Genomic DNA, 17,171 nt, shown 5'->3' with positions numbered 1-17,171 from the left:
GAATGGAATCATCATGAACATCGAGGGTGCGGTTGTGCTCGTCACCGGCGCAAACAGGGGAATCGGAGCGGCGTTCGTCGAACAACTCAAGCGCCGCGGGGCGTCGAAGATCTACGCGGCGGCTCGCGACGCCAGCACCATCCACGCGGATGGCGTCGAGGCGATCTCGCTCGATGTCACCAATCCCGACGACATCGCCGCGGCTGCTGCGGTGGCGACCGACGTCGATCTGCTGATCAACAATGCGGGCATCTCCACGGGAACCCCGCTGGTGTCCGGGGATGAGGCGGCAATCCGTCGTGAGATGGACACCAACTTCTACGGGCCGCTGCTTCTGACCCGTGCTTTCGCGCCGATCCTCGAATCGAATGGTGGGGGAGCAATCCTCAACGTCGTGTCTGCGTTGTCGTGGTTCACCGCACCGGGCGCCGGCGCGTATGCCGCGTCGAAAGCAGCGGCGTGGATGCTCACCGACAGCACCCGGCTGGAGTTGGCCGCGCAGGGCACGCAGGTCACGGCCGTCCACATGGGTTTGGTCGACACCGACATGTCGCAGGGCATGGACGCACCCAAGCTCTCACCCGCCGAGCTGGCGAATGCCGGGCTCGACGCCGTCGAGTCGGGCGAGCAGGAAGTATTGGCGGACGACTGGGCAAAGCTTGTGAAGTCCGGACTCCCGCTCGAGCCGAAGCAACGCTACGAGCAACTCTTCGGCGCAACGGGTGCGTAGTTGGCAGATGAGGCTCCCGAGCGGGTAATACGGAATCGTCCCGCTCCGAGAGGTGATCGTCATGAGTCATGACATCCTGTCCGACGCCGAGATCGCAGCTCTGACTGCGGAGCAGCGTCGGGATCTGATTGCCCGACTGTCCCGCCCGCTCGACGGCATAGCGCCGAGTCCGGTTGTGCGCAGCAGGATTCGGCGCGTGCGGATCGGTGTGATGGCGATCGGCGCGACTGCGCTCATCCCGTGGATCGTCTTTCTCGGGCTGACCCTGCCGGTCGACTACGTCGCCCACAACTGGTCGGTCACCTGGATTGGCTTCGACGTTCTGCTCGTCACCATGATGACCGCGACCGCGGTGCTGGCGTTCTTGCGTCGCCAACTGCTGGTCCTCGCGGGATTCACCACCGGAATCCTGCTCATCTGCGACGCCTGGTTCGACATCATGACCGCGGCCCCCGACGACCGGTGGGTCTCGCTACTCACCGCATTCCTCGCCGAACTACCCCTCGCCGCGCTGCTGATTCTGGGCACCACGCGGATCATCCGCCTCAACGCCGTACGCCAGTGGCAGATGGAACCCCATGCGCCACTGTGGGATCTACGAATGGCGCTCGGCTGAGTGGTGGGCGCTATCTTGTGTCGTTCAATGCCGAATCGCGTGCGGTCACGGCCACGTGTCGAGGTAGGCGCGATAGGTGCCGACCGGAAGCGTTGCGTCGTAGGTCATTTCGCCCGACGGTGAGAACTCCGAGATGTGCGGGGCGGTACCCCAGCTGCCGAAGGTGTATCCGTCGGCCACTGCCTGGGCGTTGCCGGTGGCTGCGGTGGCCAGGCCTGCGGGATGTGCTTGGCGCCGAACGAGAGTCGCGGTGCGTCGAGTGGGGTCGAGTCGAATCCACTTGATGCTGGAGTCGCCGAGTTGGGTGGCAACGTTGATGTTGTTGTCGAACAAGCGAATCGTATGGGGATCGGCGTACTCGACGTCGTGTTGGCCGAAGAAGTCTGTTCCTGGCCCCATGCGCAAGCTCGAGTGCTTTCCGCCGACGCTCCAGAGGATCTGACCGGTACGAGCGTCGATGTTGTAGGCGGCGTTCAGGTTTCGGAACGAGATCAGCAGGTTCCCGACCGGGTCGAGCACTATCGAGTTCATGTGGAACGGGTCGAAGGTGGCTGCGCCGCCGAGGCCGGTGTATCGGGCGGCCGACGCCGTGAGCGGAATATGTTGTAGTGCAGACCATTCGGTCAGCGTCCGGCCGCTGGCGACGTCGACGATCGAGGCGACGCAATCGAGGAGGGTCCCGCGCTTGGGGCCGCCGACGGACGTGAGGTCGGCGCTGACCTGGTGGTATGACGTGATCAGTGCCCGACCGTCAGGTGTGAGCCGGAATTCGTGGACATCGGAGCCGAGTCCCGCAGGGGTGATCCTCTTGATGATGTGCCCACGGGTGTCGGCGATGACGTCGACTCCCGCGCCGTGACCACCTTGACCGGAGCCTTCCCACCAGGTGAGCACCTTGCGTCCCTGATAAGTCTGCGTGCGGAAGTTCGAGATGCTGCCGCCTTGGGCGACGGTGTATCGCCACACGACCCGCCCGGACTTGTCGACGATGACGGCTGATTGATCTGTGTTGCCGAGTCCGCGTGGAACGACGGGCAGCGGTACCGCTGCGGCCCAACCCGTTGTGTAGAAGATGTATCCCGGGGGTCCGCCGGGCTTGTTGACGTTCACCGTGTAGGTCGGGGTGCCGATCGGGTTGGTCGGAAGGCGGGGAGCCGCTTGCGCAGTTGCGGCACACGTGACGGCCGAACCCAGTCCAAGAATGGCTGCGGTCAGTATGGCCAGAAGACGCGGCGTCGAGCACTTGCGCATGTGAGGGTCCCTCGGTAGATCGATGCGTACTCAAAGATCTTCGGGCGTTCGTGTGCCGATGACAAGCTCTCGCGCCCGGTGATTCGAAACCCCGGTGCCGTCGTGTCCGGTTCGCGGAGAAGGGATTTGGGTCAAGCGCGCATAACGTACATGCCGCGTACCCGGTGTAGGAGCAAACTCACCCGACGCCGGCCGCGCGGAGGCCGGCGGCAACACCTGCCGCCAGCAAGATCACCACGATCAGCGGTGCCTTGAGCAGTGCGGCCACCACCCCGGCGGCAACTCCCGCCGGCCGCGCCCATCCGGACAGGTCCTGCCCGGCGTAGAGAGCGCCGGTCGCGGCGACCGCGACCAACAGAACCAGCGCGGCGCGGTCGATCAGCGCGCGCACTTTGTCCGACACGGTAATTCGCGAGCGCAGCAGGGGACCGGCCAACCGCAGGGCATAGGTACCCGCGGCCAGCACCGCGACGCCGATGAACAGTTGCGTGCCGTGCGTCACGACGCACGCTCGGCGGTCTGGAGCGCACTTTCGGCGTAACGAGACGCACGGTCGGCATGAGGAAGCGCACTGTCGGCTGGATGGAGCGCACGGTCGGCAGTACGGTGCGCGCGGTCGGCGCCGCGGCGGGGGAGCGGCACGCCGGCAAGGAGCCCGGTAAGGGCGAGCAGGACCGGGACGCCCGCGGGGACGTAAGGCGTTGTGGCAACGGCGATCACGGCGCCCAGGGCCAGCGACGCGCCGAGCTTGCCGCGCTCGGAACGTTGTGCGCGCAGTGCCGAAATCGCCAGTGCGGCCAGTAGTGCGGGGAACGCGGCGTCGAGTCCAAGTGTCTCGGGGCTCGAGATGATCTGCCCCGCAGCGGAACCCACGGCTGATCCCGCCGGCCACGAGACGAGTACGCCGATGCCGCACCACAGGAACGCTGCGCGTGCGCGCTCGGCGTCGGGTGCGGCGGCGGTCAGGGCGGCCGTCTCGTCGTTCACCATGTGTGCTCCGACGAGTCGGCGCATGCCCGACCCGAGGTACGGCCCGACGGACAAGCCGTAGCCGAGGTTGCGGGTGTTGACTAGCAGGCCGGCGAGCGCGCCGACGATAGGAAGTCCGCCGGTGGCGAGAATGCCGACGAAGACGAATTCGCTCGAACCGGCCATCACCACGCAGGCGATGGTCAGGATCTGCCACCAACTCAACCCTGCGCTGTGACCCGCGACGCCGTAAGAGCATCCGATGACGAACACCGACATAGCCATCACTGCGACGCTGCGCAGCGTGTCGTAGCCGAGTGTTTCCCATGACGAACGCATGACCACTATGATGAACATATGGGTACTGTTCGTCAAGATGAACACTCGGACGATTCGCCGGACGACCACCTCGGTGGCGCTGCGGGTCGGTCGGAGGCCGATCCGACGGCGTCCGGTCCCACCGCGGTGATCGCGGCGGCGCTCAAGCGAGAGCGGGCTCGCGTCGGCCTGTCCATCGGCGAACTCGCCCGGCGTGCGGGCATTGGTAAGTCGACGTTGTCGCAGCTAGAGCAGGGTCTCGGCAACCCGAGCATCGAGACCGTCTGGGCGCTGAGCGAGGCGCTCGGGCTGACCTTCTCCGACCTCGTCGATACCCCGCCGCGCCGGGTGGAGGTGATCAGGTTCGGTGACGGACCGGCGATTCCGTCGGCGACCGCCGAGTACATCTCGACGCTCTTGTCCGCGGCCTCGCCGTCCTCGCGGCGCGATATCTTCCTGCTGCGCGCCGAGCCGGGAGAGCCGAAAGTGTCGCGTCCGCACGCGCGCGGCGTCATCGAACATGTCGTTCTGTGCGCGGGGAAGGCGCTGGTCGGTCCTCTCGATGATCCGGTGGAACTGCTGCCCGGCGACTTCATCTCCTATCCCGGAGATGCCGACCATGTCTTCGATGCGCTGGAGCCCGGCACGTTCGCGGTACTGGTCAGCGAAGCTTTCTGACATTTCCGCCGCAGCCACTTCGGAGCGCAAACGTGACCGCGCTCACCATGATTCGCTCACTCGGACGACCTCGCGTACGGTGTACATATTGGCGTGCACAGACATAGCCAACGCGTCGTAGATCGCAATTCTCGCGGCGGGTCCCCCACATAGCCCGGGGTCGACCACCGCTCTTTGACTTCATACGGCGAAACGACTTCGCGCACCCGCGATTTCGCCACCACAGCACAGGCCATCGTGGTCCACAGTGCTGATGAGCACGTAGAGAGACCTATTACATGACTACATTTGCCGAGCTCGGCGTACCTGCCGAGATCGTGAAAGTCCTTGCCGCGGATGGAAAATCCGAGGCTTTCCCCATCCAGACCGACACCCTTCCCGCCACGCTCGACGGCGGCGACGTCCTCGGCCGCGGCCGCACGGGATCCGGTAAGACACTTGCGTTTTCGATTCCGCTCGTGGCCGGGCTCGCCGAGCTCGACGTCGACCGCGTCCCCGGCGCACCCACCGGCCTTATCCTCGCGCCGACGCGCGAATTGGCCACACAGATCGCCACCGCAGTCGAGCCGCTGGCGAAGGCCGTCGGCCTGACCGTGACCACGATCTTCGGTGGCGTCAAGCAGGCTCGTCAGGAGCAGGCGCTCGGACGCGGCGTCGACATCGTCGTCGCATGCCCCGGACGACTCGAAGATCTGATGCAACAGCGCATCGTTCGTCTCGACAACGTCGAGATCACCGTCATCGACGAGGCCGACCACATGGCGGACCTGGGCTTCCTTCCCGGAGTCACCCGAATCCTGGCCGCGACGCCTGCCGACGGACAGCGGATGCTCTTCTCGGCCACCCTCGACCGCGGCGTCGACAAGCTGGCCAAGCGCTTCCTCGACAATCCGACGATGCACTCGGTCGACGAGGCCACCTCGCCCGTCGAGGCCATGACGCACCACGTCTTCGAGATCGAGCACGCCGACAAGAACGCCATGGTCGCCGAGCTCGCATCGGGAACGGGACGTCGAATCCTCTTCACACGCACCAAGCATCAGGCGCGCAAGCTCGCCAAGAAGCTCACCTCCGACGGCATCCCCGCCGTCGACCTGCACGGCAATCTGTCTCAGCCGCAACGTGATCGGAACCTGAAGGCGTTCGGCGAGGGCGGCGTGCGCGTGCTCGTGGCCACCGACGTCGCCGCGCGCGGTGTGCACGTCGATGCCATCGAGCTCGTCGTCCACGTCGACCCGCCTACCGAGCACAAGGCGTACCTCCACCGCTCCGGCCGCACCGCTCGTGCGGGCAACGCGGGCGATGTCGTCACGCTGTGCCTGCCGGACCAGCGTCGCGACGTTGCCGGCCTGCTCGGCAAGGCCGCGATCAAGGTCAAGCCGGTTCGGGTGCGCCCGAGCTCGGCGGAGGTCGACGCTCTCGTCGGCGCACGCGCCGAGCGAGTCGAGCCGACACCGGAGCCCGCCCGCCCGGCCGGACAGTCCCGTCAGGGAGCCGGCGGTGGACGTGGTCGCGGAGGCGCCAACGGTGCACGACGCCGCAGCGGCGGACCTCGTGACGGACGCGGTGCGCAGAGCTCGCGCGGCTCCGGCCAGCGTGGCTCCGCGCAGGGCGGTTCGGGCCAGCGCAGCTCCGGACAGCGCAGTTCCGGACAGGGCGCCTCGAGCCAGCGCGGCTCAGGCCAGGCGCGCGGCGGACAGTCGCGCGGTCAGCAGAACACGCAGAGTCGCGGTCAGCAGCGCGGCGGCGGTCGCGTCAGGCATCAAGCGGCGCGAACCGCTTGATCAGATGGGTAGCGAGCCATGGACTGGGACCCCAGGCCATGGCTCGTCCTGTCAGTAGTGCACGTATCGGAGACATGCGGCCGTAGCCGATGAGCACCCCCGCGGCTGGTTTGACGCTCACATAGAGATCAGGGTCGACATGCTCGTCGGGGTTGATCTCGAGATGCCCGTCGGTGAACTGGTAGATAAAGCGTTCGTCGGTTCCGCGGAACCGGATTTCGAATGTGGCGTCGGGTGGCGACGATTCTCCGAGGTGATCGATCCAGCACGGCAACAGCTGGTGCCTGCCCCGTGCGACCAGCGGTGCGACGCTCGGGTCGAGTTCCCAGTGGGCGCCGATCGCCCGTGCGATGTCGTGGCCGTGGACGGTCATCTTGCCGATCAGAATGCCCAGCGCGGAGTCGGCACGGACCCCACGACAGTCACCCTCGACGGCCATGACGGGCACTCGCGCACCGAAGTGGCCGACGAGATCGAGTAGTTCGTCGAGTTCGTCGACGAGTCTCTGTGCGAGCTTGTGCACGTCCCTGGTGGGCAGATTCGCGATCTGTTTCGCGTAGATGTCCTTGAGATCAGACGGGCGGCTCGGCCACGCTGTGGCGCCACATGCCAGTTCGAGGTAGCGGGAGGGCTCGCTTGCGACGTGTCCGACGCACTCCGCGATGGTCCACTTCGACCGCCTGCCCAGCGACACGTCTGGATTGTCGATGTTGCACACGAGGTCGACGAAATTCTGAGCTGTCGCTCGTGCGGCGTCGATATAGGCAAAGCGTGAAAGCGTGTTGTTCATCCCCAGGCCACCCCCGTCGCGGGATGACGATACTCGCGAGCGCATGTCTATGCGATGCTCAGGCGGTGTCATTCGAACGTAGGAAACCGAATTGTGACATTGCGTCGATTCAGATACCGGCGGCACTCAAAATTGCGGAGCGTACAGCGGCAAAACAGTCGTCGGCTTCCGACTCTGGCCCGAGCCCGATGTGACAGGTGTTGCCCAGCGGCCCTGCGTCGCCGAAGCCGGACACCGTGAACCCGCGTTCGGCAGGATCGGTCGACAACGCATCCGTCGGCGACAGCGTGGCCTGCGCAAATGGCACCGACGTCACGACGACCCCCTTGCTCGACCCGACCACCTCGACGATGAGATGCGCGGGCGTCAGCACGACGAGCGTCCCGAAATCGGTGTCCTCGGTGTCGGGCTCGAAGCTCTGTGGCGCCAGCGGACCCGGCTTCACCGACTGCGAACTGCGCGTCACCCACGCGGGGGACTGATCGTCAAGTTCTAGTCCCTCGTCCTTGACGTACTCGCGGAGTCCGAGGCGCATTTCCGTCGCGAGCAGCGGCAGGTTGGCCTCGGTAGTCGTGCGGTTGTATTCGGCGTGTTGAGTCGGCTTCGAAGGGCTCATGCCCGCAAATCTACCGATCAGCGGCCGGCCCGGACGAGCGTTGCGCGCGACCCCCGCGTCGGTCTGCGCTTCGATCCCCGGGTCGGCCTCGGCAACAGGCCGGCTTCGAGATCGGCCAACAACGAGGCGACGGTCTCGCCGGAGTCGGTCTTGTTGGTACCGATGAAGCCCGACGGCCCGCGCTTGATCCAGCCGGTCACGTACATGCCCGGCACGCGACGACCGTCGTCGACGACACGTCCTTCGTCGTGCGGGATCACTGCGCGCGCGGCGTCGAAGGGAAGTCCGGGGACCGGCCGACCGCGGTACCCGACCGAGGTGAGGATCAGTCCCGCGGGGAGCGTCGTCGTTGTGGAAAGGCCCGTTCGTTGCGAGTTTGCGACGACGAGCCCATCAGCGGCACCTGACCCGTCGACCGACACCGCCTGCGGTGTGTGGTGGAACGCGAGTCGGATGTGGCGACCGGAGACGGGCTCGTCGGTCGCCAGTTCTTCGAGGAGTTCGAGCTTGGTCCGTGCCACCGGGTCGAGGTTGTCGTACGAGACGTCCGCGAAGTCGGAGACGTCGGTGACCACTCGCAGGCCGTTGTCGACGAGGCCGACGAGTTCGGGCAACGTGAAGGCGGCGTGCTCTGGACCTCGACGCCCGAGCACGGTGACCGGCTCGATCGACGACGACTCCAGCGCGGCAAGCGCACGAGGCGCGATCGACGTCTCGGCCAGGCGCCCCGCACCTCCGACGAGGATGCGCGCGACGTCGAGCGCGACGTTGCCGTTCCCGACCACGACCGCACAGCGGTGCGACAGGTCGGGATCGAGCGAGGCAAAGTCGGGATGGCCGTTGTACCAACCGACGAACGACGTGGCCGATCCGACGCCGGGAGCGTCGATGTTCTCGATCTCGAGGCGACGATCGGTCGGCGCACCTCCCGCCCAGATCACCGCGTGATGCCGTGCGCGCAGGTCGTCGAGCGTGATGTCGCGGCCGATCTCGGTGTCGAGAAGGATCTCGACTCGTGGATTGCGGGCGATGTCGTCGAACAGGTCGATGACCTGCCGAGTTCGGGTGTGATCCGGGGCGACGCCGTAGCGCGCGAGGCCGAAGGGGCGTCGGAGGCGTTCGTAGATCGTCACCGACACCGAGCGGTGGCGGAGCAGGTCGTCGGCCGCATACATCGCCGACGGCCCCGATCCGACGATGCCCACTGACACGGGCTCTTCGATGCCGAGTGCCCGCGGGTGCTCGATCGGTGCGAGCGGAAGTCGCTGCACCGGGTCGACGGGAAACCGTGCGTCGGTGAGTCCGAGCTGTCCGTCGGCGGCGTAGGCGAGCGCGTTGATGTCGGTAAAACGTTCCTGCCCCAACGGGATTCGATGAGAAGGAACGATCGCGTCGACCGGGCACGCGCTGACGCATGCTCCGCAGTCGACGCAGGTCGTCGGATCGATGTAGAGCATCTCCGACGTCGCGAAGTCAGGCTCGTCCGGTGTCGGGTGGATGCAGTTGACGGGGCACGCGTAGACGCACGAGGCGTCGCCGCAGCACGATTGGGTCACGACATGTGGCATGTGTTGGGCCCGTTACTCTTTCGGTGACAGAAGTGAAGTGATCGGGCTCAGGTCGCGGTGTAGGTCGGCTCGCTACGGAACCGCGACGAACGGCCCGAGATGCCGAGTGCTCGCCACATCGCGCGCGAGGCCGGATTCATCAGGCCGCACTGCTCGGCGAGCATCCGTACATCGCCGAACACGTTGCGGCGCACACGCTTCGACGACTCGGCACGCCAGAAGATGTCGCGCATCACGTCGCGCGGGACGTCGAATTCATTCCTGAATCCGCGCGGCGGAACCATGATCGCACCGAGCAGGATGCGCATGGCCAGGGGAAACATCAGCGACAGCACGAAACGCTGGAAACGGCCCTTACGGGCGACGTTCTCGCGGAGGTGATGATGCGCGAACGAGATATGACGTGCTTCTTCGGCGACGTGTAGTTGCATGACGGCCGCCATCGCGGGGTGGAGTTCGGAACGCATACGCAGGAAGTCTTTTTGGAGATGATCGATGGGTTCCTCGCCGCCGAGGATGCCGAAGAAGAAGATGGTGGGGAACGTCGTGGATACCAGCGGCACCACGGGAGAGATCAGTCGGTAGCCGAGTTTGGCGCCCGGAACGTCCATGCCGATGCGGTTCACCAATTCCTGGAACATCAGTGTGTGGTTGCACTCCTCTTTCGATTCGTGCGTGGTGTAGCGAAATTCCTTGGCGCCGTTAGGCAATTTGAAGCTGTACTGCATCAGGCCGCGGATCAGGATCGACTCGAACTGCAGCCCGACCTTCGCGACATTTGCCTGTCGCCACATGCCGATGCGGATCTGCTTGTCGAGCGGCTGTTCCTGATACCAGGGGTGGCGGCCGATCGGATCGACCTGGTAGTTGAGCACCCATCGCGGATCGTCGGGCACGACGGCCATGTCCGGAGCGTCCCAATCGATGTCGAGGTAGGGGTCGAAGTTTCGATGAACCGACGCCGACGAGAGGTCGTCGAGGACCTGCTCGTACTCAGCGCGCGGGAGGCCGTGCTGGGCGTCGATCGACACCGTCTCGTCGGGGTCGTACCTCAGTGCCTTCGTCATGAGAACTGCCTTCCGCGAGATGCATTCGGTGCTTGAGCGCAACCGACAGTGTGGGGTGTCACACCGTAGGCTTTCGACGGTAAGTGGCACCGAAATTGTTGTCAACAGCCAATGGCACAGTTTTCGGTGGAAGTGTTCTTCGGTGGCCGGCGACAGACCCTGGAAGGGGCAGACGCGATGGAAAAAGTGCTGATCGTCGTTGCAGCGGTTCTCTTCATCGCGCTGGTGACCGACATCGCTCCTCGCCTGCGGATTCCGGCGCCTCTGGTCCTGGTTTTCGTCGGCGCGGTCATCGGCATCATGCCGTTCGTACCCGCGTTCCACGTCGATCCCGAGTGGATTCTGGTCGGAGTGCTTCCCCCGCTGCTCTATTCGGCGGCCATCGGTATGCCGACGATGGACTTCCGCAGGGACTTCACCGCGATCAGCACACTGTCGGTGGTGCTGGTGATCCTCAGTGCCGTGGTCGTCGGGTGGTTCTTGACGCTTGTGGTGCCGGGTATCTCGCTGGCAACGGGTGTCGCGTTGGGTGCGATCGTGAGTCCCACCGACGCGGTGGCGACGTCGATCGCCAAGCGAATGGGCGTTCCGTCGCGCGTCGTCGCCGTGCTCGAGGGCGAGAGCATGCTCAACGACGCGTCGGCGCTGGTGCTCCTGCGGGCCGCTGTCGCGGCGACCGCGGCCACGATCTCGTTCTGGGGCGTGGCGTTGAACTTTGTCTTCGCCGTTGCGGGCGCGGTGGCCATCGGTGCAGCGGTGGGCGTCGCCAACCTCTGGGTGCGGTCGCGGATGCGCGACGCCACGGCCAACACCGCGATCTCGTTCACCGTTCCCTACATCGCGTACGTGCCGGCGGAGGCGATCGGAGCGTCGGGTCTCGTCGCCGCGGTCACCGCGGGTCTGATCACCGGAGCAGGCGCGGTCAAATATCTCACGCCGCAGCACCGCATCTCGGACATGCAGAACTGGCACGTCGTCGAGCTGATCGCCGAGGGCGCGGTGTTCCTGCTGATGGGTCTGGAGCTCTTCACCCTCATGTCCGACGTCCACAACGACCACGAGGGCGTGCCGAACGCGGTGTGGATCGGGCTGTCGGTGTTGGGCGTCGCGCTGCTCGTGCGGGCTTTGTACGTGGTGCCGCTGGCGTGGTGGCTCGACAGGAAGCGACGACGCGGCGATCAGATCCGCCCGATGCTCGCAGATTTCTCGGTGACGCCGAGCGCCGACATCGACCGCGATCAGGAACGTCGGAGTCGGCAGTGGTGGCGCAGGGCGTTTCGACGCCGCCGCCATCGCGACACCACTCGTCTCGCGGCAGGCGACATGCCGCCCGTCTCCACGGACACCGCGGCCCGCATCAATTCGCGGATCACGCGCACCCTCGCCGACATCGACTACTACACCGAAGCGCCGCTGGGGCCGAAGGAGTCGGCGATCGTGGTGTGGGCCGGAATGCGCGGCGTGGTGACGGTGGCCGCGGCACAGACGCTGCCGGACGATACCCCGAGCAGGCCGCTGCTGGTACTGGTCGCGTTCGTGGTTGCGGCTGCGTCGTTGCTGATCCAGGGCGGCACGCTTCCGTGGTTGATCCGCAAGCTCAAGATCGGCGACGACAGCGAATCGATGCTCGCCGAACGTCGACGGCTGCGCGCAGAACTCGACGCGACCGCCCAGAAAGTGATGGCTGAGTCCGAGACGGTCAGACAGATCCCGTGGTTGCGACCACGACTCGAACAGGTCAGCCGCGAGGCCGATGAGGACGCCGACGCAGTTTCGGATGCCGATGATTCCGACGATCCGCAGAGCGGTGTGGTGCCCGCGGGCGCCAGTACGCCGTACGGCCTCAACTTCGAAGAACGCGTGCAGATCCGCCGGACCCGCCGCGAGATCATTGCCGCGCAGCGCAAGAAGTTGCTCACGCTGCGTAGCCAGGGAACGTACAGCTCGTCGGCGCTGAGCCGCGCGCTCGGGCAACTCGACGCCGAGGAGATCAGCCTCGACATGCAGCGCGGGTCGTGACTCGCTGAATGTTCCGGTTGCCCAGACGCGCGGATACCGCGACTGTGGGCAACCGGAACCGGCTGAGACTCAGCAGCGGCGAAGAGTCAGCGCTGAGAAACGAAGGGCAACAACGCCATCTCGCGAGCGTTGCGGATGGCGGTGGCCACCTGGCGCTGTTGCTGCGGGGTCAGTCCCGTGACGCGTCGGCTGCGGATCTTGCCGCGGTCGGACAGGAACTTGCGGAGCAGGTTGACGTCTTTGTAGTCGACGTCGGTGATGCCGAGCGCGTTGAGCTGATTGCGGGTCTGCTTGGGCTTGGTGTCGGCGCCTGGCCGTGGCCGACGCGGTGCTCGCTTCGCCATGGGTGAAGTCCTCTGTAGTGGGTGATGGGTGGTTGGCCGCAGGGTGCGGACGCTGTGAGCGCCCACACCCGACGGTACTCACCAACTCGACTTGTGGATGCCCGGTAGTTCGCCGCGGTGGGCGAGTTCGCGGAAGCGGACGCGCGACACGCCTGCCTTGCCGACGTAGCCGCGCGGGCGGCCGTCGACGACGTCGCGGTTGCGGACGCGCGTCGGGCTCGCGTTGCGGGGCAGCGACTGCAGGTCGCGTTGCGCCTGTGCGCGCTGTTCGGGCGTCGCGGACGCGTCGACGATGGTGCGCTTGAGTGCCGATCGTCGTTCGGCGAAGCGGGCCACGGTCTCACGACGCTGCTCGTTGCGGATGATCTTGGATTTCTTGGCCATCAGCGATCCTCACGGAATTCGGTGTGACGTTTGGCGATCGGGTCGTACTTGCGGATCACCATGCGGTCGGGGTCGTTGCGGCGATTCTTACGGGTGACATAGGTGTAGCCGGTTCCGGCCGTCGACCGGAGTTTGACTATGGGTCGGATCTCGTTGCGAGCCATCAGACTTTCTCTCCTCGTGCGCGTATCTGTGCGACCACGGCCTCGATGCCCTTGTGGTCGATGGTCTTGATGCCCTTGGCGCTCACGTCGAGCGTCACGAAACGTCGTTCGCTGGGCAGGTAGTAGCGGCGTCGTTGGATGTTGGGGTTCCAGCGGCGTGAGGTCCTTCGGTGCGAGTGCGACACCTGATTGCCGAACCCCGGCGTTCTCCCGGTGACCTGACATCGTGCTGCCACGGCACAACCTCCTTGTTGGAAACGATTGGCGTTAGTGCGGTATTCCACGCTTATCGTGGCGCGGCACGCTAAATGGAAATCATTGCCAATAATTCTGAAGTGAAGGAGCGACGCTGTGCAGGCCGATTCAACTGATGCTCGACGCCGGCCGTCGAGGCCGCGTACTCCGATGACGCTGGTCACCGGGCTCGACCGTGAAGCGGTGGCGCGGACCGTGGACGCGCTCGCGATGGCAGGGACCACGCTGGTCCACCACGACCTCTCGTCGTTACCCAGTGGTCGGGTGCTGCGCACGACGCGCACGATCGACCTCGACGGCGTCGAGCACACCGACATTCGCGAGATCTCGCTCGAGCACGGGTGCGTGTCGTGCACGCTACGGATCGACCTGCTTCCGCTGCTGCGTCGACTGCACCAGCGATCAACGGTGGAACGTATTGTGCTGCAACTCGATCCGCTCATCGAACCCGAGGCGTTGTGCTGGTCGATCGAGCATGTCGTCTGCTCGGACATGCCGGGATTCGTCGACGCGCCCGCGGGATACGACGTCGTCGTCGACGCAACGATCGCGTGCGTGTCGGAGATGGAGTGGCTCGACGCCGCGAGCGGCGACGTCACGCTCGGCGAAGCTGGGCTTGTCGAGTGGTCTGCTGAGTGGGATTCGGCTGTGGCCGAGGACGATCGCACCCTGGCGCAGGTGGCGGTCGGTCAGGTCGCCTTCGCGGACGCGCTGGTGCTCGCGGGCGCCGACCCGGCGTTTCGCGACGCGTGGTCGTCGGCGAGGCTGATGGAGGTTTTGCGTCGCCTCGCGCCCGGCGCTCCGATCGTGATGGAGTTGCCTCAACGACCCATCCGGCCGGGCACCCTGATCCAGTTGCTGCGCGCGATAGGCCCGACCGCCCGACGCGGCGCAGTCTTCGGTCCGCATGACCCGCTCCTGCGCGGGGCGCCACCGTTGACGACCGAATGTGGTGTGTCGATGGCCGTATTCGAGAGTGACCGCCCCTTTCATCCGACGCGACTGCACGACGCCCTCGACCAGCTGCTCGACGGTGTCATCTGCTCCCGCGGGCGGCTGTGGCTGGCAACGCGATTCGACGACGTGTTCTGGCTGGAGTCCGCCGGCGGGGCACTACGGGTCGAGGAGGCGGGGCACTGGCTCGCAGCGATGCCGGCCGACGAACGCGCCGACGTCGAGGAGGCGCGCCTCGCGATGGCGGCGCTTCGGTGGGACGAGGTATTCGGTGACCGTCACAACGCGCTGACGATCCTGGCGCACCGCGCGGACGTCACCGAGATTGTCGAGGCATTGAACGCCGCCACGCTCACCGACGTCGAAATGGCGGAGGGGTCGGATGCCTGGCGCGAGTACGACGACCCGTTCGGCACTCGGCACGAGGACCCGTGCGCCGACAGCACGCCTCCCGGGTCCGGATTGCTTTCCATCACTGACGGTCTCGACCCCGATCAACAACTCAACGATTCCGAGAAAGGGGATCTCCCATGAAATCTGGCATCCATCCCGACTACCACCCGGTCGTCTTCCGTGACGCCGCGACCGGCACGCAGTTCCCCACCCGGTCGACCTCGACGTCGACGCAGACCGTGGAATGGCATGACGGACAACACTATCCGCTGATCATCGTCGACATCACGAGCGCGTCGCATCCGCTGTGGACGGGCACCGCACGCGTCGTCGACACCGAGGGGCGCGTCGAGCGTTTCCGGCGGAAGTATGCGGCGAAGGGCGCATTGGAAAGGGGAGGGGTTCGGTAGAAGAGAGGCTGCGCGCGCTCGGGATTGTCCGTTGCGACGGGTCTCCACAGATTCGATCTTGTGTTCGAGATTTCCTCGACGCTGTCGGTATTGTCGGGTAATGTAGAACACATATTCGACATGGCGTGGGCGGGGGTGGCGGCACGTGAACAGCAACAGCAATCGCAACAACAGTGAGATTGGCCGTGCGCCTTCGGCTTTGGGATCATCTGTGTTGGCGACTGCTGCGGTGGGGTCGGCGGATGCGGTGGTGGCGGAGAAGCTGTCACGCCTTGCCGCGGTGTTGGACGAGTTAGCTACCGTCGATGTGTCGCTGGTATCCGATGACGTGCTGGTCGAAGCCACCGTGGAGGCCGAACGGTTGGCACTGCGGACTGCGGGCGCTGTCACCGATCGCCTGATTGTGGAAGCTTCCGACCGCGATCTACCCCTCGCGCTGGGTTTCCGCGATATTCGCAACTTCATGGGGCATGGTCTGCACATCGGTGACCCCGCGGCCCGGCATCGGGTCATCGCCGCGACCGGCTCGTTCACCACGATCTGCGGCGACCGCCTACCACCGTCGTGCCCCACCCTGGCTGGGTATGTGGTCGAGGGTCGGGTCGCGGGCGCGCATGTGCGTGCGGTGCTCGAAGTGCTCGAAGCGATCCCCGGTGAGGTGTCGGCCGAGACCAAAGCTGCCGCCGAAGCACAGATGGCCGGCTATGCGGTCCAGTTCACTCCTGCCGAAATCACCAACCTCGGTTCGCGGCTACTTGCCCATCTGGATCCGGACGGGACACTCACCACCTCGAAGGACCGTAAACGTCGACGCCGGTTGTGGGTGAACCGGCAGAACGCGCAGTTGATGTCGCGGTTGACCGCCGATTTGGATCCGATCGCCCGGGCACGGCTCGACACGGTGTTGGATGCGTGGGCCAAACCGGGCATGAACAATCCCGACGACCCGGAGTCGCCGGTCGGGCCGATCACCATGGCGAATGCTGAGCAGGTCGCGGCGGCTGCGCTGCGTGATGAACGCTCGCCAGCGCAACGCAACCACGACGCCTTCTCCGCACTGTTGGGTCAGGTGTTGGAATCCGGCATGCTCGGCAACACTCACCGTGGGTTGCCGATCCAGGTCATCGTCACCACCAGCCTGCAGGAACTCGAAGAGCAGGCGGGGATCGCACAGACCACGTCCGGCACACTCCTGCCGATCCAGGACGTCATCAACATGGCTGCAGTGAGTGGCGCGAGTCAGTATTTGGCGGTGTTCGGTGAGCACACCAGCATCCCGCTGTATTTGGGTAGGTCGAAGCGGATCGCGTCGCTGGGGCAACGGTTGGCTTCGTTCGCCTCACCCGGCGGGAAGATGTGCTCGGCACCGGGTTGTAATCAGCCTGCGTCACGGGTGCAGATGCATCACGCCGCCAAAGACTGGGCCGACGGTGGACTCACCGACATCGACCAACTCGTTCCGGCGTGTGACGTGCACAACCGCAGAGTCGGCCCGAAACCCGGCCAGTTCACCACACGCATGATCACCGAAGGGCCTGACACCGGACGTGTTGTGTGGCGACTCAACGCCAAACCCGGTATGCCGGAGAATCCTGAACGCATCAACCGCATCGCCGACGTCACAGCCGACTTCCACGACTACCTCGCCGCCGAACACACCAACAACCAAGCCGCAGCCGCGGCACGCGCGGCTGGTACCGACACAGACACAGACACAACCGTCACCGCGATTGTGCCTCCGCCCTTAGTGTCCAACCCGCCCAGCGGGCGGGTCGAACTCGCGCTGGTGGGCGCAATGCCCTCCGGCGACACCGTGCGCCTCAGCAGGCGGGTCGACATCAGATGGAACCTCGCTGATCCA

At 65.6% G+C, this 17,171-nt stretch carries 19 protein-coding genes; 8 read left to right on the top strand and 11 right to left on the bottom strand.

Annotated features, from left to right (window positions below):
- Window positions 1-13 precede the first annotated feature (13 nt).
- Window positions 14-730 carry an SDR family oxidoreductase gene (locus A5785_RS17695; protein ID WP_064864740.1) on the top strand — a complete coding sequence of 239 codons (717 nt, stop codon included), beginning with the start codon at window positions 14-16 and terminating at the stop codon, window positions 728-730.
- A gap of 61 nt (window positions 731-791) precedes the next feature.
- A complete protein-coding gene (locus tag A5785_RS17690; protein WP_064864768.1) occupies window positions 792-1,346 on the top strand; it encodes a hypothetical protein in 555 nt (184 codons plus the stop codon).
- A gap of 45 nt (window positions 1,347-1,391) precedes the next feature.
- Here A5785_RS17690 and A5785_RS17685 read toward each other — a convergent pair whose 3' ends face one another.
- From A5785_RS17685 to A5785_RS17675, 3 genes are all read right to left on the bottom strand, one after another.
- Window positions 1,392-2,597: an arylsulfotransferase family protein gene (locus tag A5785_RS17685; protein WP_064864742.1), complete on the bottom strand. Its 1,206-nt coding sequence runs from the start codon at window positions 2,595-2,597 to the stop codon at window positions 1,392-1,394.
- A 178-nt stretch (window positions 2,598-2,775) separates the two neighbouring features.
- Window positions 2,776-3,099, bottom strand: coding sequence for an AzlD domain-containing protein (locus A5785_RS17680; RefSeq protein WP_064864745.1), 324 nt, complete (start codon window positions 3,097-3,099; stop codon window positions 2,776-2,778).
- Window positions 3,096-3,905 (bottom strand): AzlC family ABC transporter permease, encoded by an 810-nt coding sequence (locus A5785_RS17675; protein ID WP_231895172.1) that lies wholly within the window; start codon window positions 3,903-3,905, stop codon window positions 3,096-3,098. The genes A5785_RS17680 and A5785_RS17675 overlap by 4 nt, the downstream gene beginning before the upstream one ends.
- Before the next feature lie 18 nt (window positions 3,906-3,923).
- On the opposite strand from A5785_RS17675, the gene A5785_RS17670 reads away from it, so the two are divergent.
- Together A5785_RS17670 and A5785_RS17665 are read left to right on the top strand one after the other, a co-directional pair.
- A complete protein-coding gene (locus tag A5785_RS17670) occupies window positions 3,924-4,562 on the top strand; it encodes an XRE family transcriptional regulator (RefSeq protein ID WP_064868062.1) in 639 nt (212 codons plus the stop codon).
- A 278-nt stretch (window positions 4,563-4,840) separates the two neighbouring features.
- Window positions 4,841-6,346 (top strand): DEAD/DEAH box helicase, encoded by a 1,506-nt coding sequence (locus A5785_RS17665; protein ID WP_064868059.1) that lies wholly within the window; start codon window positions 4,841-4,843, stop codon window positions 6,344-6,346.
- On the opposite strand, the gene A5785_RS17660 is transcribed toward A5785_RS17665, so the two are convergent.
- The 4 genes from A5785_RS17660 to A5785_RS17645 form a co-directional block, all read right to left on the bottom strand.
- Window positions 6,318-7,136, bottom strand: a complete 819-nt coding sequence (locus A5785_RS17660) for a maleylpyruvate isomerase N-terminal domain-containing protein (RefSeq protein WP_064868057.1) — start codon at window positions 7,134-7,136, stop codon at window positions 6,318-6,320. The genes A5785_RS17665 and A5785_RS17660 overlap by 29 nt on opposite strands.
- 109 nt (window positions 7,137-7,245) lie before the next feature.
- Entirely contained in the window at window positions 7,246-7,752 is a 507-nt protein-coding gene (locus tag A5785_RS17655; RefSeq protein WP_064868054.1) for a hypothetical protein, read from the bottom strand.
- A 17-nt stretch (window positions 7,753-7,769) separates the two neighbouring features.
- Window positions 7,770-9,320, bottom strand: a complete 1,551-nt coding sequence (locus A5785_RS17650) for a 4Fe-4S binding protein (RefSeq protein ID WP_064868051.1) — start codon at window positions 9,318-9,320, stop codon at window positions 7,770-7,772.
- A 47-nt stretch (window positions 9,321-9,367) separates the two neighbouring features.
- Entirely contained in the window at window positions 9,368-10,387 is a 1,020-nt protein-coding gene (locus A5785_RS17645) for an AurF N-oxygenase family protein (RefSeq protein WP_064868048.1), read from the bottom strand.
- A gap of 177 nt (window positions 10,388-10,564) precedes the next feature.
- Between A5785_RS17645 and A5785_RS17640 the strand changes: the two genes are divergently transcribed.
- Window positions 10,565-12,406 (top strand): cation:proton antiporter, encoded by a 1,842-nt coding sequence (locus A5785_RS17640; protein ID WP_064868073.1) that lies wholly within the window; start codon window positions 10,565-10,567, stop codon window positions 12,404-12,406.
- 86 nt (window positions 12,407-12,492) lie between these two features.
- On the opposite strand, the gene rpsR is transcribed toward A5785_RS17640, so the two are convergent.
- The 4 genes from rpsR to rpmB all read right to left on the bottom strand — a co-directional run bounded on the left by rpsR (window position 12,493) and on the right by rpmB (window position 13,534).
- Window positions 12,493-12,750, bottom strand: a complete 258-nt coding sequence (gene rpsR / locus A5785_RS17635; protein ID WP_049697956.1) for a 30S ribosomal protein S18 — start codon at window positions 12,748-12,750, stop codon at window positions 12,493-12,495.
- 78 nt (window positions 12,751-12,828) lie between these two features.
- On the bottom strand, window positions 12,829-13,134 hold the full coding sequence (gene rpsN, locus A5785_RS17630) for a 30S ribosomal protein S14 (RefSeq protein ID WP_064868045.1): 306 nt from the start codon (window positions 13,132-13,134) through the stop codon (window positions 12,829-12,831).
- Complete coding sequence (gene rpmG, locus A5785_RS17625) at window positions 13,134-13,298, bottom strand: 50S ribosomal protein L33 (RefSeq protein WP_005179659.1); 165 nt, start codon at window positions 13,296-13,298, stop codon at window positions 13,134-13,136. The genes rpsN and rpmG overlap by 1 nt, the downstream gene beginning before the upstream one ends.
- Entirely contained in the window at window positions 13,298-13,534 is a 237-nt protein-coding gene (rpmB, locus tag A5785_RS17620; RefSeq protein ID WP_005202545.1) for a 50S ribosomal protein L28, read from the bottom strand. Before rpmB ends, rpmG begins: the two co-directional genes overlap by 1 nt.
- Window positions 13,535-13,703: 169 nt before the next feature.
- On the opposite strand from rpmB, the gene mrf reads away from it, so the two are divergent.
- From mrf to A5785_RS17605, 3 genes are all read left to right on the top strand, one after another.
- Entirely contained in the window at window positions 13,704-15,041 is a 1,338-nt protein-coding gene (mrf, locus tag A5785_RS17615) for a ribosome hibernation factor-recruiting GTPase MRF (protein ID WP_064868042.1), read from the top strand.
- The gene (locus tag A5785_RS17610) at window positions 15,038-15,310 is read left to right on the top strand and encodes a type B 50S ribosomal protein L31 (protein ID WP_064868039.1); all 273 of its coding nucleotides are present in this window, start codon (window positions 15,038-15,040) and stop codon (window positions 15,308-15,310) included. Before mrf ends, A5785_RS17610 begins: the two co-directional genes overlap by 4 nt.
- Before the next feature lie 145 nt (window positions 15,311-15,455).
- A partial coding sequence (locus tag A5785_RS17605) for an HNH endonuclease signature motif containing protein (RefSeq protein ID WP_082946599.1) occupies window positions 15,456-17,171 on the top strand: 1,716 nt, incomplete at its 3' end.

Origin of the sequence: Gordonia sp. 852002-50395_SCH5434458 (assembly GCF_001665905.1) — a bacterium.
Classification (GTDB): domain Bacteria; phylum Actinomycetota; class Actinomycetes; order Mycobacteriales; family Mycobacteriaceae; genus Gordonia; species Gordonia jacobaea.
This window is presented reverse-complemented; position numbering and strand designations above follow the sequence as displayed.

Excerpts from the sequence above, each read along its gene's own strand:
- A5785_RS17640 (WP_064868073.1), top strand. The coding sequence starts at position 10,565 with ATGGAAAAAGTGCTGATCGTCGTTGCAGCGGTTCTCTTCATCGCGCTG.
- rpsR (WP_049697956.1), bottom strand. The coding sequence starts at position 12,750 with ATGGCGAAGCGAGCACCGCGTCGGCCACGGCCAGGCGCCGACACCAAG.
- rpsN (WP_064868045.1), bottom strand. The coding sequence starts at position 13,134 with ATGGCCAAGAAATCCAAGATCATCCGCAACGAGCAGCGTCGTGAGACC.
- A5785_RS17675 (WP_231895172.1), bottom strand. The coding sequence starts at position 3,905 with ATGCGTTCGTCATGGGAAACACTCGGCTACGACACGCTGCGCAGCGTC.
- A5785_RS17645 (WP_064868048.1), bottom strand. The coding sequence starts at position 10,387 with ATGACGAAGGCACTGAGGTACGACCCCGACGAGACGGTGTCGATCGAC.
- A5785_RS17660 (WP_064868057.1), bottom strand. The coding sequence starts at position 7,136 with ATGAACAACACGCTTTCACGCTTTGCCTATATCGACGCCGCACGAGCG.
- A5785_RS17650 (WP_064868051.1), bottom strand. The coding sequence starts at position 9,320 with ATGCCACATGTCGTGACCCAATCGTGCTGCGGCGACGCCTCGTGCGTC.
- A5785_RS17685 (WP_064864742.1), bottom strand. The coding sequence starts at position 2,597 with ATGCGCAAGTGCTCGACGCCGCGTCTTCTGGCCATACTGACCGCAGCC.
- A5785_RS17670 (WP_064868062.1), top strand. The coding sequence starts at position 3,924 with ATGGGTACTGTTCGTCAAGATGAACACTCGGACGATTCGCCGGACGAC.
- A5785_RS17690 (WP_064864768.1), top strand. The coding sequence starts at position 792 with ATGAGTCATGACATCCTGTCCGACGCCGAGATCGCAGCTCTGACTGCG.
- mrf (WP_064868042.1), top strand. The coding sequence starts at position 13,704 with ATGACGCTGGTCACCGGGCTCGACCGTGAAGCGGTGGCGCGGACCGTG.
- A5785_RS17665 (WP_064868059.1), top strand. The coding sequence starts at position 4,841 with ATGACTACATTTGCCGAGCTCGGCGTACCTGCCGAGATCGTGAAAGTC.
- A5785_RS17610 (WP_064868039.1), top strand. The coding sequence starts at position 15,038 with ATGAAATCTGGCATCCATCCCGACTACCACCCGGTCGTCTTCCGTGAC.
- A5785_RS17695 (WP_064864740.1), top strand. The coding sequence starts at position 14 with ATGAACATCGAGGGTGCGGTTGTGCTCGTCACCGGCGCAAACAGGGGA.
- A5785_RS17655 (WP_064868054.1), bottom strand. The coding sequence starts at position 7,752 with ATGAGCCCTTCGAAGCCGACTCAACACGCCGAATACAACCGCACGACT.
- rpmG (WP_005179659.1), bottom strand. The coding sequence starts at position 13,298 with ATGGCTCGCAACGAGATCCGACCCATAGTCAAACTCCGGTCGACGGCC.